The 12,808-nt window shown below is 66.6% G+C and carries 15 protein-coding genes; 10 read left to right on the forward strand and 5 right to left on the reverse strand.

All coding sequences use genetic code 11. The annotated features are described in order from the left end of the window. Positions 1–2: 2 nt before the first annotated feature. The 6 genes from ACL58G_RS08700 (at position 3) to corA (ending at position 6,405) form a co-directional block, all read left to right on the forward strand. Positions 3–596 carry a chorismate--pyruvate lyase family protein gene (locus ACL58G_RS08700; RefSeq protein ID WP_413382221.1) on the forward strand — a complete coding sequence of 198 codons (594 nt, stop codon included), beginning with the start codon at positions 3–5 and terminating at the stop codon, positions 594–596. After that, a complete protein-coding gene (locus ACL58G_RS08705; RefSeq protein ID WP_440966346.1) occupies positions 593–2,641 on the forward strand; it encodes a ribonuclease catalytic domain-containing protein in 2,049 nt (682 codons plus the stop codon). The genes ACL58G_RS08700 and ACL58G_RS08705 overlap by 4 nt, the downstream gene beginning before the upstream one ends. Before the next feature lie 184 nt (positions 2,642–2,825). Then, positions 2,826–3,677, forward strand: coding sequence for a TonB family protein (locus ACL58G_RS08710; protein ID WP_413338113.1), 852 nt, complete (start codon positions 2,826–2,828; stop codon positions 3,675–3,677). Positions 3,678–3,688: 11 nt separating this feature from the next. Next, entirely contained in the window at positions 3,689–4,510 is an 822-nt protein-coding gene (aroE, locus tag ACL58G_RS08715) for a shikimate dehydrogenase (protein ID WP_440966347.1), read from the forward strand. Further along, positions 4,507–5,247, forward strand: a complete 741-nt coding sequence (mtgA, locus tag ACL58G_RS08720; RefSeq protein ID WP_440966348.1) for a monofunctional biosynthetic peptidoglycan transglycosylase — start codon at positions 4,507–4,509, stop codon at positions 5,245–5,247. The genes aroE and mtgA overlap by 4 nt, the downstream gene beginning before the upstream one ends. A 192-nt stretch (positions 5,248–5,439) precedes the next feature. After that, positions 5,440–6,405, forward strand: coding sequence for a magnesium/cobalt transporter CorA (gene corA, locus ACL58G_RS08725; protein WP_413382232.1), 966 nt, complete (start codon positions 5,440–5,442; stop codon positions 6,403–6,405). Position 6,406: 1 nt separating this feature from the next. Here corA and ACL58G_RS08730 read toward each other — a convergent pair whose 3' ends face one another. From ACL58G_RS08730 to thiD, 5 genes are all read right to left on the reverse strand, one after another. Next, entirely contained in the window at positions 6,407–6,892 is a 486-nt protein-coding gene (locus tag ACL58G_RS08730; protein ID WP_413338086.1) for a heme-degrading domain-containing protein, read from the reverse strand. Between the two features lie 169 nt (positions 6,893–7,061). Next, on the reverse strand, positions 7,062–7,475 hold the full coding sequence (locus ACL58G_RS08735) for a hypothetical protein (RefSeq protein WP_413338084.1): 414 nt from the start codon (positions 7,473–7,475) through the stop codon (positions 7,062–7,064). Between the two features lie 92 nt (positions 7,476–7,567). Then, entirely contained in the window at positions 7,568–8,845 is a 1,278-nt protein-coding gene (locus tag ACL58G_RS08740; protein ID WP_440967989.1) for an NRAMP family divalent metal transporter, read from the reverse strand. 16 nt (positions 8,846–8,861) lie between these two features. Then, complete coding sequence (gene hemL / locus ACL58G_RS08745) at positions 8,862–10,163, reverse strand: glutamate-1-semialdehyde 2,1-aminomutase (protein WP_440966351.1); 1,302 nt, start codon at positions 10,161–10,163, stop codon at positions 8,862–8,864. Between the two features lie 39 nt (positions 10,164–10,202). Beyond that, entirely contained in the window at positions 10,203–11,024 is an 822-nt protein-coding gene (thiD, locus tag ACL58G_RS08750) for a bifunctional hydroxymethylpyrimidine kinase/phosphomethylpyrimidine kinase (protein ID WP_440966353.1), read from the reverse strand. A 94-nt stretch (positions 11,025–11,118) separates the two neighbouring features. On the opposite strand from thiD, the gene ACL58G_RS08755 reads away from it, so the two are divergent. From ACL58G_RS08755 to ACL58G_RS08770, 4 genes are all read left to right on the forward strand, one after another. Beyond that, complete coding sequence (locus tag ACL58G_RS08755) at positions 11,119–11,271, forward strand: rubredoxin (RefSeq protein WP_029755924.1); 153 nt, start codon at positions 11,119–11,121, stop codon at positions 11,269–11,271. A gap of 161 nt (positions 11,272–11,432) precedes the next feature. Then, on the forward strand, positions 11,433–11,834 hold the full coding sequence (locus ACL58G_RS08760; RefSeq protein ID WP_440966354.1) for a response regulator: 402 nt from the start codon (positions 11,433–11,435) through the stop codon (positions 11,832–11,834). Between the two features lie 22 nt (positions 11,835–11,856). Then, positions 11,857–12,225: a response regulator gene (locus ACL58G_RS08765; protein WP_413382244.1), complete on the forward strand. Its 369-nt coding sequence runs from the start codon at positions 11,857–11,859 to the stop codon at positions 12,223–12,225. Position 12,226: 1 nt separating this feature from the next. After that, a complete protein-coding gene (locus ACL58G_RS08770) occupies positions 12,227–12,703 on the forward strand; it encodes a chemotaxis protein CheW (RefSeq protein ID WP_413382247.1) in 477 nt (158 codons plus the stop codon). Positions 12,704–12,808: the final 105 nt, after the last annotated feature.

The raw sequence follows: 12,808 nt of genomic DNA on the forward strand, positions 1-12,808 counted from the left end.
CAGTGAGGCCCGCGTCGCTGCGCCGGGCCCGCTGGCTGGCGCATCCGGACGGTACGGGCGCGCCGGCCGTCATGCGCGACTGGCTGACGACGCCGGGTTCGCTGACGGCGCGCCTGATCGCGCACAGCCGGCATTTCCGGGTACAGAAACTGCGCCAGGCGGGCAACGTCTGCCTGGCGGACGAGGCCGACGCGATCGGCCTGGCGCGGCCCCGGCGCGTGTGGGAACGCGAAGTGCTGCTGCGCTGCGACGGGCAACCGGTCGTGTACGGCCACACCGTCGTGCCGATGAGTGCGAGCGCGAGCGACTGGCCCCTGTTTTCGGCGCTGGGCGAACGTTCGCTCGGCACCACGCTGTTTTACGATCCTCGGGTCACGCGCGGGGCGCTCGAATTCGCGCGGCTGCGTCCCGGCCATCCGCTAGTGGCGCGCGTGCATGCCGCGCTCGGCCGGAACGGGCCGGCGCGCGACACTTATTTTGCGCGGCGCTGCGTGTACCGCCGCCGCCAGGGACTGCTGCTGGTCACCGAGGTCTTCCTGCCCGAGGTGCTCGATCTCGAGGCGACCGCATTTAATATGAATACGAATACAAAATGAACTTATTTTTCGAAGAGTCCGGCGATTTCAAGGTCGGCACCGTGCTGTCGCAGGCGGGCGAGGCCTACCAGGTCGAAATGCCGAGCGGGAAGCGTACGAAGGTCAAGGCGCGCGACGTGATGCTGCAGTTCGACAAGCCGGACCCCGCGACCTTGCTGGAACAGGCGAAGGCCGTCGCGGCGGACGTCGATCTGGAATTCCTGTGGGAAGTCGCGGGCCAGGAAGAATTCGGATTCGCGGAACTGGGCGCCGAGTACTTCGGCCACGCGCCGCTGCCGTTCGAAGCGGCCGGCCTCGTGCTGGCGCTGCACGGCGCGCCGATCTATTTCTACAAGAAGGGCCGCGGCCGCTACAAGGCGGCGCCGGAACAATCGCTGCGCGCGGCGCTGGCCGGCATCGAAAAGAAGAAGCAACAGGCCATCGTGCAGGCCGCGTATGTCGAGGAACTGAAGGCCGGCACGCTGCCGCAGGCGATGCAGCCGCTCGTCCAGCAACTGCTGTTCAAGCCGGACAAGAACAGCATCGAATACAAGGCGCTCGAAACGGCGGCCGACGAGCTGCAGACGACGGCCCCGCGCCTGATGCTGTCCACGGGCGGCATCGCGTCGGCGAAAGAGCTGCACATGGGCCGCTTCCTGTTCGAACACTTCCCGCGCGGCGCTGGCTTCCCGCCCGTCGCCGTGCCGACTCCGCCCGCCGACCTGCCGCTGGCGAACGTGGCCGCGTTCTCGATCGACGACGTGACGACCACCGAGATCGATGACGCGTTCTCCGTCGAAAAGCTGGACGACGGCACCGTCCGCGTGGGCATCCACATCGCGGCGCCGGGCCTGGGCATCCGTCCGGACGACGCCATCGACAAGATCGCCCGCGCGCGCATGTCGACCGTGTATATGCCGGGCGACAAGATCACGATGCTGCCGGACGACGTCGTCGACGCCTACACGCTGGCCGAGGGCAACGACTGCCCGGCGCTGTCGCTGTATGCCGTGCTGGATCCGGCCACGTGGACCGTGCTCTCGACGACGACCCGCGCCGAGCGCGTGCCCATCAAGAACAACCTGCGCCACAACGACCTCGACGACGTCGTCAACGAGGAGACGCTGAACAGCGGCGCGGGCGACTACCCGCACAAGACGGAACTGGGCCTGCTGTGGCAATGGGCGCTGCAGCTGGAGGCGGGCCGCATGAAGAAGCGCGAAGCGTTCGGCCTGAAGCCGGAACAGGCGAACCGCGTCGACTTCAATTTCTATGTCGAGGACGACGTCGTCACGATCGTGCGCCGCAAGCGCGGCGCGCCGCTGGACAAGATCGTGGCCGAGCTGATGATCTTCGCGAACAGCACGTGGGGCAAGCTGCTGCACGACTGCGGCGTGCCGGGCATCTACCGCTCGCAGGGCCCGGGCGCCGGCGGCTGGGCCGCCAAGATGCAGGTGCGCATGGTGACGCACGCGGCGCCGCACCAGGGCCTCGGCGTCGATCAATATGCGTGGTCGACGTCGCCGCTGCGCCGCTATACGGACCTCGTGAACCAGTGGCAGATCCTCGCGTGCGCCAGCAATGGCGTGACGGCGCCGCTCGTCGCCCCGTTCAAGCACCGCGATGCCACGCTGTTCTCGATCGTCTCCGCGTTCGACGCCGCGTACTCGGCCTATAACGACTTCCAGCAGAACATGGAGCGTTACTGGTGCCTGCGCTGGCTGGCGCAGGAAAACGCCAGGCAGGTCGAGGCCGTCGTGCTGAAGGACGAGGTGTTGCGCCTCGTCGAGATCCCGCTCGTGATCCGCCTGCCGGGCATGCCGCAGGCGGCGCGCGGCGCGCAGGTCCGCCTGGACATCGTGCGCTGGGACGAGGTCGACCTGGCGCTGGAGGCGCGCCTGCTCGAAGTCGCGGCCGTGGCGCCGGAGGCGGCCGAGGAGCTGGGCCTGGACGAGGAAGAAGACACGGGCGAGGCGGCGGCAGCGGAAGCGGCCGAGGCCGAAGGTGCCGTGGCCGTCACCGATCCGGAAACGCAGACCGACGTCACGGGCGAGCAGGCCGCGTGATGTGTGACTGATACCGATCGTTGACACGTCGACAAGATCCTGTTGCGTTAGTGGTGACTTCAGCGGTCGGGTCTTTCCGCAAGGCTCGCAAATCGGCCGGCCTGCACGGTAGAATGGGGAGTTCCATGACCCCAACCGTCCCACCCCGCAGCGCGTGAACACCCTCCGACACAACCGCCCCCTGATGATCGCCATCACCTGCTCGGTGCTGGCGCACGCCTCCCTGCTGGCGGTCCGTTTCGCCGCGCCGGACGCGTTCCGGCTGCAGCCGGCCGATCCGGGCCTGGAGGTCATCCTGGTCAACGCGAAGCATGCGCGTGCCCCCGTCAAGGCGGACGCGCTGGCCCAGGCCAACCTGGACGGCGGCGGCAATGCCGATGCCGGCCGCGCCCAGTCGCCCCTGCCGGACCTGCGCAAGGTCGAGAATGGCGACAGTATCAAGGCCCTGCAACGCCGCATCGCGGAACTGGAACAGCAGCAGAAAAGCGTGCTGACGAAGATGCGCCAGTCGCAGTTCAACAGCGCCCCCGTGGCCGAACAGACGAAGCCCGACCCCAGCCGCACGGGCGAGGACAACCTCGACTCCACCAAGGCGATCGCGCGCATGACGGCCGAGATCACCCAGCGCATCGCCGACGAGAACAAGCGCCCGAAAAAGACGTTCATCAGCCCCAGCACGCGCGAGGTCGGCTACGCCATGTACTACAAGGCGATGCAGAAGCGCGTGGAGGAGGTCGGCACCTTGAACTTCCCGCAGCAGAACGGCAAGAAGCTGTACGGCGAGCTGGTCGTCTACATCCCGATCTTCCAGGATGGCACGCTGTACGAAAAAGAAGGCGGACCGCGCATCGAACGCAGTTCCGGCAATCCGGCGCTGGACAAGGCCGCGCTGGCGATCGTCCGCCGCGCCGCGCCGTTCGGCAAGTTCCCGGCCAATATGCGTTCGACCGACAAGGACGACCTCTGGATCGTCGTCACCCGCTTCAAATTCACCCGCGAAGAAAAACTGCAGGCCGAACTGCGCGGCGAAGGATAACAGGAGACTTCATGACGGATAAATATTGCGTGATCGGCAACCCGATCGCCCACAGTAAATCGCCGGACATCCACGCCGCCTTCGCGGCCGCGACCGGCCAGGACATCGCGTACGGGCGCTGCCTGGCGCCGCTCGACGGTTTTGCGGACACGGTCCGCGACCTCGTCGCGCAAGGCTACCGCGGCGCCAACGTGACGCTCCCGTTCAAGCTGGAAGCGGCCGCGCTGGCCACCCGGCTGGAAGCGCGGGCGCGCCTGGCCGGTGCCGTCAACACGCTGCGCTTCGAAAATGGCGAGATCGTCGGCGACAACACGGACGGTCCGGGCCTCGTCGCCGACATCGTCAGGAACGCCGGCGTGCCGCTCACCGGCAAGCGCGTCCTGCTGCTGGGCGCGGGCGGCGCGGCGCGCGGCGTCATCCTGCCGTTCTTGAACGAGAAGCCGGAAGCGATCGTGATCGCCAACCGCACGCGCGCGACGGCCGATGCGCTCGTGTCCCACTTTGCCGATCACGTGGCTTGCCCGGGGCAGATCAGCGCCTGCGGGTTTGCCGACATCGAGGGTGCGTTCGACGTCGTCGTCAACGCGACGTCGGCCAGCCTGTCGGCCGACCTGCCGCCCGTGCCCGCGTCGGCGTTCCGCGCGGGGACGCTGGCGCTGGACATGATGTACGGGAAGGAGCCGACGCCGTTCATGGCGTTCGCGGCCTCCCACGGCGCGGCCGTGCGCGATGGCCTCGGCATGCTGGTCGAGCAGGCGGCGGAAGCATTCTTCACGTGGCGCGGCGTGCGGCCGGAGACGTCGGCCCTGCTGGCCCGCATGCGCGCATCATGAGCGGCATCGGCACGCTCAAGGCGGGCGCGCCCACGCGCGCAAAAACCGGCGGGCGGCGCTGGCTGAAATGGATCGTCCTCGGGCCGCTGCTGCTCGTCGTCCTGCTGCAGCTGTATTTCTTTGCGATGGTGTGCTGGTGGACGCAGTTCAACCCGTCGTCCACAAGCATGATGCGCCAGCAGCTGTCGGCGCTGCGCGAGCGGAATCCGAACGCGAAGCTGGAGCAGGTGTGGGTGCCGTACGCGCGCATCTCGAACAACCTCAAGCGCGCCGTGATCGCGTCCGAGGATTCCAATTTCGTCGACCACGACGGCGTCGACTGGGACGCACTGGAAAAGGCGTACGAGCGCAACAACAAGAAGCACCGGGTCGTGGGCGGCGGCTCGACGATCACCCAGCAGCTGGCCAAGAATTTGTTCCTGTCCGGCTCGCGCAACTACCTGCGCAAGGGCCAGGAACTGGTCATCGCCTACATGCTGGAAGCGGTGATGGACAAGGAACGCATCCTCGAGATCTACCTGAACGTGGTCGAATTCGGCCGCGGCGTGTTCGGCGCCGAGGCCGCGGCGCGCCACTATTTCCGCATCCCGGCCGCGAACCTGAACGCCGCCCAGGCCGCCCGCCTCGCGGTGATGCTGCCGAACCCGCGCTATTACGACCGCCACCGCGACACCAACTACCTGGCGCGCCGCACGGCGATCATCCAGCGCCGCATGAACGCAGCGGAATTGCCCTGAACCGGGGTCAGAGCCCGGATTTTGGCAATAACTCAAGAGCATGCTGAATCGGACAACGCATTGCCGACAAGTTTGCTCAGGATATTTCCAAAAATCGGGCTCTGACCCCGGTTTCATCTGCTTTAGGCTGGCCGCCCTCAGGGCTTACAGGTACACTTGCGCTGTTTCCGAATCCGGCCGAGAAAGCAGCGCATGATCAATGTATTTGTCCTACAAAATGGCCGACTGAACCAGATACCCATCGCGTCGCGCGCCGATCTGGAGAACGCGCCTGCCGTTTGGGTCGACCTGCTCGACCCGACCGACGAGGAGCGCGCCTGGGTCAAGACGACCTATGACGTGATCCTGCCCGGCGAGGACGAAGTCCAGGACATCGAGGCGTCCGCGCGCTACTACGAAGCGGAAAACGGCGACCTGCACCTGCGCACCGACTTCCTGCGCGAGGAAGAGGACGGCCCGTCGCGCATCGTGACGGTCGCGTTCATCCTGGCCAAGAAGATCCTGTTCTCGGTCCACACGGACGACCTGCCCGTGTTCCGCCTCGTGCGCCTGCGCGCGCGCTCGCGGCCCGGGTCGATCGAGGACTACATGGACGTGCTGCTGGACCTGTACGCGACCGACGCCGAGTACTCGGCCGATGCGCTGGAAGGCATCTACGAGAGCCTGGAAGACGTCAGCCAGCGCGTGCTGCAGAAGGAATTCACCGACCAGGACGCGGCCTCCGCGCTGAATGCGATCGCCCACGAGGAAGACTTGAACGGCCGCATCCGCCGCAACATGATGGACACGCGCCGCGCCGTCAGCTTCCTGATGCGTGGCCGATTGCTGAACGCGGAACAGTTCGAGGAGGCGCGCCAGATCCTGCGCGACATCGAATCGCTCGATGGCCACACGTCGTTCCTGTTCGACAAGATCAACTTCCTGATGGACGCCACCGTCGGCTTCATCAACATCAACCAGAACAAGATCATCAAGATCTTCTCGGTGGCCTCGGTCGCGTTCCTGCCGCCGACCTTGATCGCCAGCATCTACGGCATGAACTTCGAATTCCTGCCGGAACTGCACTGGAAGTTCGGCTACGGCTGGTCGCTGGGCCTGATGGTCGTCAGCGCGATCGCCCCGTTCCTCTACTTCCGGCACCGGGGCTGGCTGAAATAAGTTACAGCGCGACGTCGTCCGCCTTCAAATACCACTTCAGCGCGCGCACGACCATCGCATGGTCGTCCACGCCCGCGAGGCCGGACACGGTGATCGTGCCGACCTGGCCCGTCCCCTTGATGACGATCGGGAACGAGCCGCCGTGCGCGGCATAGTCCTTCGAGTCGAACGTGGGCAGGTTGTCGAAGTCGCGGCCCGCGTTGACGGCCTCCGTGTGCACGAAGAACGACGCGTGACCCGTGCGGTTCACGAGGTTGCTCTTGCGGCGGATCCAGTCGACGTTGTTCGGGCTCGTACCCGCCATCGCATAAAAGAACAGCGGATTGCGGTTGATCGTGATGTCGATCGTGACGGCGACCTTGTCCGCCTTCGCCTGCTCGACGATCCTGTTGCCGATCGCGAGCGCCGCGTCGTTGTCGAAGGACGTGAACTGCAGCGCCTGCTCCTGGCGGCGGATGGTGTCGAGCGATACGGTTTTCTTGTCCATGCTGGTTCCTGGGGTGGTCGTTGCGGCGCCGGCGGTGCCGGCGAACAAAGCGCTTGCCGCGATCAGTACGGCGCAGGAACAGGGAATAATGCGGCGGATGGTGCGCACAGCCATGTCGTTGCCTCTCTCCGGTTTTATTATCCGGAAAGTATAACCGGAGAGCGGCCCGTTATTGCTTCAGATTCACGAACAGATTCGCGGCGAACGCGAGGATGGCCAGCGCGGCGATGATTTCCGCGATCACCAGCGCCGGCGCGAAGGCCATGTGACCCAGCAGCAGCATGGAGAGCGCGACCATCATCACGGGCAATGCGAGGTTCAGCAGCCAGAAGTGCAGGCGCGCGAGGCGGCTCTCGCCCGCCTTCGGGAACACGCTATAGATCAGGCCGGCGAGCGCCAGTGTCGTCCAGCCCAGCAGGTTGACGTGGGCGTGCACGGGGCGCAGGGTGAAGTTCTGGCTGGCGCCCATGGCGATGCCCAGCGAGATGCCGAAGATGAGGTAGAGGACGGCCAGCTTGATCCAGATGATGCCTGCGCGCGAGAACTGCGGTTGCGGCAGGGGAGTAACGGTCGTGGTTTGCATGGTGGGGCTCCTGATGGATGGTCGATGTGGAGCGCATCGTACATACGGTGCGCGCACCCGTGCAGCCCCACGCGTGGGGGACGATCGACCGGTCACATCGTTGCAAACATGGCCACGACGGCCACCAGCATCACCGCCACGCCGATCCAGCCGATCACGGTATGGCGTGTGGATAACGTGTAGCCGCCCATGATCTTGCGGTTATGCGCGAGCAGCATCATGACGGCCATGATCGGCACGGCGATGACGCCGTTGATCTGCGCGGACAGCACCAGCGCGGCGATCGGGTCGACCGGGGCGAAGTCGAGCGCGACGCCGCCCAGCGTGGCCAGCGCGATGATGCCGTAGAACTCGCGCGCCTCGACGACTTTCAGGTCCATGCCGTTGCGCCAGCGGAAGCTCTCGGTGACGGCATATGCAGCCGACCCCGCCAGCACGGGCACGGCGAGCATGCCCGTGCCGACGATGCCCAGCGCGAACGCGAGGAACGCGAACTCGCCCGCCACCGGCCGCAGCGCCTCGGCCGCCTGCGCGGACGACTGGATGTCCGTGATGCCGTGCGCGCCCAGGGTGACGGCCGTCGTCAGCATGATGAAGAAGGCGACGAGGTTGGAAAAGCCCATGCCGATCAAGGTGTCGGACTTGATGCGCCTGAGTTGCGCGGCGGCGTCGCGCGGGCGCGTGCGCAGGGCGCGCGCGTGGTGGTCGTTGCGGATCTCCTCGACTTCCTGCGACGCCTGCCAGAAGAAGAGGTAGGGGCTGATCGTCGTGCCGAACACGGCGACGATGAGGGCGACGGCATCCTTCGTGAAGGCGAAATGGGGCCACACGGTGCGCGCAAGGACTTCCGTCCACGGCATGTGCACGGCGAACGCCGTCGCGACGTAGGCCAGCAGGCCCAGGGTCAGCCATTTCAGGTAGCGCACGTAGGTGGCATACGGCAAAAAGACCTGCAGCGCGAGGCACAGCAGGCCGAAGCCGAGCGCATACAGGTGGCTGGAGCCGGTGCCCGTCACGAGGCGCAGCGCCTCGCCCATCGCGGCGATGTCGGCCGCGATGTTGATGACGTTGGCAACGAGCAGCAGCGCGACGATGGCGTACAGGAGCCAGGGCGAATACGCGCGGCGGATGTTGGCCGCGAGCCCGCGCCCCGTCACGCGCCCGATGCGTGCCGACACGAGCTGGATGCCGACCATGAACGGGTAGGTCAGCACCAGCGTCCACAGCGTGTTGAAGCCGAATTGCGCGCCGGCCTGCGAATACGTCGCGATGCCGGACGGGTCGTCGTCGGCCGCGCCCGTGATCAGGCCGGGGCCGAGCGATTTCAGCGTGGCGTTGTCGGTGAGGCGGCGGAACAGCTTGAGCGGCATGTCGGGCCGGGCGCGGTCACGCCAGGCGGGCAAACACGCGGCGGGCCGCTTCGACCGTCTCGGCGATCACGGCATCGTCGTGCGTGGCCGAGACAAAACCTGCTTCGAACATCGCGGGCGCGAAGTACACGCCTTCGTCCAGCATGCCGTGGAAGAAGCGGTTGAAGCGCTCCTTGTCGCCGGCCATCATCTGGCCGTAGCTGGACGGGATCGTGTCGGCGAAATACAGGCCGAACATGCCGCCGACGCTGTCCGCGCAGAACGCGATACCGGCTTCCTTCGCGGCCGCCGTCAGGCCGTCGACCAGTTTCTTCGTCTGCGCCGCCAGGTGCTCGTAGAAGCCCGGCTGCTGGATCAGCTTCAGCGTGGTCATGCCGGCGGCGACGGCGACCGGGTTGCCGGACAGCGTGCCCGCCTGGTAGACGGGGCCGATCGGCGCCATCTTCTGCATCAGGTCCGCGCGGCCGCCGAACGCGGCGACCGGCATGCCGCCGCCGATCACTTTGCCGAGCGCGGTCAGGTCCGGCACGATGCCGTACAGCGCCTGCGCGCCACCGATGCCGACGCGGAAGCCCGACATCACTTCGTCGAAGATCAGCACGGCGCCATATTCCGTGCACAGTTCGCGCATGCGCTGCAGGAATTCCGGCGTCGCGCGGATCAGGTTCATGTTGCCGGCGACGGCTTCCACGATCACGCAGGCGATGGTGTCGCCCATCGACTGGAACGCATCTTCCAGCTGCGGGATGTTGTTGTAGTCGAGGACGATGGTGTGCTTGACGAAGTCTTCCGGCACGCCGGCCGACGTCGGGTTGCCGAACGTGAGCAGGCCCGAACCGGCTTTGACCAGCAGGGAATCGGCGTGGCCGTGGTAGCAGCCTTCGAACTTGACGATCTTGTCGCGGCCGGTGGCGCCGCGTGCGAGGCGCAGCGCGCTCATCGTCGCTTCCGTGCCGGACGAGACGAGGCGCACCTGCTCGATCGACGGCACGAGGCGGCAGATTTCCTCGGCGATCTCGATCTCGCCCTCGGTCGGCGCGCCGAACGACAGGCCGCGCGCGGCCGCGTCCTGCACGGCTTTCACCACGTCCGGATGGGTGTGGCCGACGATGGCCGGGCCCCAGGAGCCGATGTAGTCGATGTAGCGCTTGCCGTCCGCGTCCCAGAAATACGGCCCCTCGGCCCGCGTGATGAAGCGTGGCGTGCCGCCGACGGAGCGGAAGGCGCGCACGGGCGAGTTCACGCCGCCCGGCGTGGTCTGCTGGGCGCGGGCGAACAGGATGTCGTTTTTCGAAGTGGTGTCGGACGTGGCGGTCATGGTTGTCTGGATGAATCCCGGGCGCAGGCGCCGGCGGGGTTAGCAGGCCGCGCCGGGAGCGCGGAAGATCTTGTTCGGGATGAGCCGGCCCATGCCGAAGCGGCAGGCATGGACGAGGGCGCCGGTGAGGTAGTCCTGGGCCCCGGGCAGGGCGTCCGCCGCGCCATCGCCGCGCGCCATCCGCGCCACCAAAGCGGCCGACAACGTGTTGCCGGCGCCGACGAACGGGCCGGGCAGGAGCTGCGCCCAGGGCAGGGCGGTGGCCAGGCCGTCCGGCTCGTACAACTCGTTGCAGCGGCTGCCGTCGCCGCCGCCGACGCCCGTCACGAGCACGTGGCCGCAGCCGAGGCCCGTCAGCTCGGCCGCGTCCTCGGCGACGGTGGCGATGCTGCCCGGGTCGCGCCAGCAGTCGGCCAGGCGCGCCAGTTCCGGCTGCGACAGCATGAAGACGCTGGCCTGCGGTACGAGCAGTTGATGAATGAGGGTCAGCATGTCGTCGTCGCGCGGGCCGCAATCGGGCAGCGACGACGTGAACGGGTCGAGCACGAGCGGCACGTCGGCATAGTCGGACACGATCTCCGCCACCGCCGCGATCTGCTCCAGGCTGGCCAGGGTGCCGACCTTGATGGCGGCCACGGGCATGTCCTCGAGCAGCATGCGCGCCTGTTCCACGACGAGCGAGTGGTCGGTCGGCTGCATGTCGTCCACGCGCGCGGAATCCGCCACGAGCAAACCCGTCACGACCGAGAGGGCGTGGCAGCCATGCATGGCGAAGACGGTCACGTCGGACTGGATGCCCAGCGCCCCGACCGGGTCGGCGGGCCCGAACGTGAGGATGAGTGGAGACGTTTGGTTTTGCACAGCGGGTAGAATACTATACCTTTCCCTGTCATTTTATCTGAACCGAAAAGAGGAAATCGAAGTGAGTACTGAAACACAGGTGTACCAGACGTGGATGTGCCTGATCTGCGGCTGGGTCTACGACGAGGCCGCCGGCGCACCGGACGACGGCATTGCGCCGGGCACCCGCTGGGCCGACGTGCCCATGAACTGGACGTGCCCGGAATGCGGCGCGCGCAAGGACGACTTCGAAATGACCGCGATCTGAGTGGTTCATTGTCGATTCATTAACGTGAAATAACGTCCCGCCAATGTTTCGTGTCATCCCGTCAATGAGTCGTCATACGGCAAGTTGACGTAACGCAACACTTCATGCACAAGCCGCAGCCCCTATGCTATCTTGCGGGTTCATGCTGAAGTGAAACGAATATGACGACGCAACCGACAGGCCTGACGATCATGGTGATCGACGACAGCAGCACGATCCGTCGGTCCGCCGAAATCTTCCTGACGCAGGCCGGCTACCGCGTGGTACTGGCCGAAGACGGCTTCGACGCGCTGGCCAAGATCAACGACCATCACCCGTCCCTGGTGTTCTGCGACATCCTGATGCCGCGCCTGGACGGCTACCAGACCTGCGCGCTGATCAAGAAGAGCGCGAAATTCCATGCCACGCCGGTCATCATGCTGTCCTCCAAGGACGGCCTGTTCGACCGTGCGCGCGGCGCGATGGTCGGATCGAGCGCCTACCTGACCAAACCTTTTTTCAAGGACAGCCTGCTGGCGGCCGTGCGCGACCATGCGCAGGGCCGGACCGACGCGGCTGCTTGATTCCAACGTTGCGGAGCCCACCGTGGCCATACAAAAAATCCTGATCGTCGACGATTCCCCGACCGAACGTTACTACCTGACCGACATCCTCGTGCGCAACGGCTTCACCGTCACCACCGCCGACAACGGCGAGGAGGCGCTGGCCAAGATCCGCGCCGAGCGTCCGGAACTGATCCTGATGGACGTGGTGATGCCCGGCGCGAACGGCTTCCAGGTGACGCGCTCGATCGCGCGCGATCCGGAGCTGGCGTCCGTCCCCGTCATCATCTGCAGCAGCAAGAACCAGGAAACCGACCGCATCTGGGGCATGCGCCAGGGCGCGAAGGATTATTTCGTCAAGCCCGTCGATCCGGCCAGGCTGCTGGCCACAATCGCCACGCTCGGCGCCTGAGATGGACGTCAGCGACGCCGCCGGACAGAAGGGCGCGGCCCGGCGCGCGCGCCTGCGCCAGTACCAGGAACAGCTGCTCGAGCGCATGCAGGCCGCGCGCACGAGCAGCGGCGCGCGCGCGCACCAGCTGGGCGTGGAGATCGGCGGCGTGCGCTACCTGCTCGACCTCGTCGAAGCGGGCGAGATCGTGCCGCTGCCGCCGCTGGCCGCCGTGCCGCTCACGCAGCCCTGGTATCTCGGCCTCGCGAACGTGCGCGGCAACCTGCTGGGCGTCGTCGACCTGGCGCGCTATCTCGATCCGGAGGCGGCGCCAACGCCCGGCACACGGCTCGTGACGTTCGGACCCGCCCTCGGCTTTCCGTGCGCGCTGCTCGTGGCGAAGGTCGTCGGCCTGCGCGAGGCGGGCGGCCAGGATTGGACCCCGCTGTCGCTGGCCGCCCTCGCCCGCGAGGAACGCTTCCTGCAGGTCGCACGGTAGGGTGGGCGGCGCTCCGCCCACGCGTGACGTTCGCGGTTTGTTGGCGTTGCGCGCGGGCACGGTGCGCCCACCGAACAGGTTGTAAGAATTTTTGTACTGGAGCTC

It is taken from the genome of Massilia sp. GER05 (assembly GCF_052056005.1).
GTDB lineage: Bacteria > Pseudomonadota > Gammaproteobacteria > Burkholderiales > Burkholderiaceae_D > Telluria > Telluria orientalis.

What these genes read in the sequence shown, in the direction of transcription:
- ACL58G_RS08755 (WP_029755924.1), top strand. Translation starts at nt 11,119, where the DNA reads ATGTGCCTGATCTGCGGCTGGGTCTACGACGAGGCCGCCGGCGCACCG.
- ACL58G_RS08730 (WP_413338086.1), bottom strand. Translation starts at nt 6,892, where the DNA reads ATGGACAAGAAAACCGTATCGCTCGACACCATCCGCCGCCAGGAGCAG.
- ACL58G_RS08740 (WP_440967989.1), bottom strand. Translation starts at nt 8,845, where the DNA reads ATGCCGCTCAAGCTGTTCCGCCGCCTCACCGACAACGCCACGCTGAAA.
- ACL58G_RS08760 (WP_440966354.1), top strand. Translation starts at nt 11,433, where the DNA reads ATGACGACGCAACCGACAGGCCTGACGATCATGGTGATCGACGACAGC.
- hemL (WP_440966351.1), bottom strand. Translation starts at nt 10,163, where the DNA reads ATGACCGCCACGTCCGACACCACTTCGAAAAACGACATCCTGTTCGCC.
- corA (WP_413382232.1), top strand. Translation starts at nt 5,440, where the DNA reads ATGATCAATGTATTTGTCCTACAAAATGGCCGACTGAACCAGATACCC.
- ACL58G_RS08770 (WP_413382247.1), top strand. Translation starts at nt 12,227, where the DNA reads ATGGACGTCAGCGACGCCGCCGGACAGAAGGGCGCGGCCCGGCGCGCG.
- ACL58G_RS08705 (WP_440966346.1), top strand. Translation starts at nt 593, where the DNA reads ATGAACTTATTTTTCGAAGAGTCCGGCGATTTCAAGGTCGGCACCGTG.
- mtgA (WP_440966348.1), top strand. Translation starts at nt 4,507, where the DNA reads ATGAGCGGCATCGGCACGCTCAAGGCGGGCGCGCCCACGCGCGCAAAA.
- ACL58G_RS08710 (WP_413338113.1), top strand. Translation starts at nt 2,826, where the DNA reads ATGATCGCCATCACCTGCTCGGTGCTGGCGCACGCCTCCCTGCTGGCG.
- aroE (WP_440966347.1), top strand. Translation starts at nt 3,689, where the DNA reads ATGACGGATAAATATTGCGTGATCGGCAACCCGATCGCCCACAGTAAA.
- ACL58G_RS08735 (WP_413338084.1), bottom strand. Translation starts at nt 7,475, where the DNA reads ATGCAAACCACGACCGTTACTCCCCTGCCGCAACCGCAGTTCTCGCGC.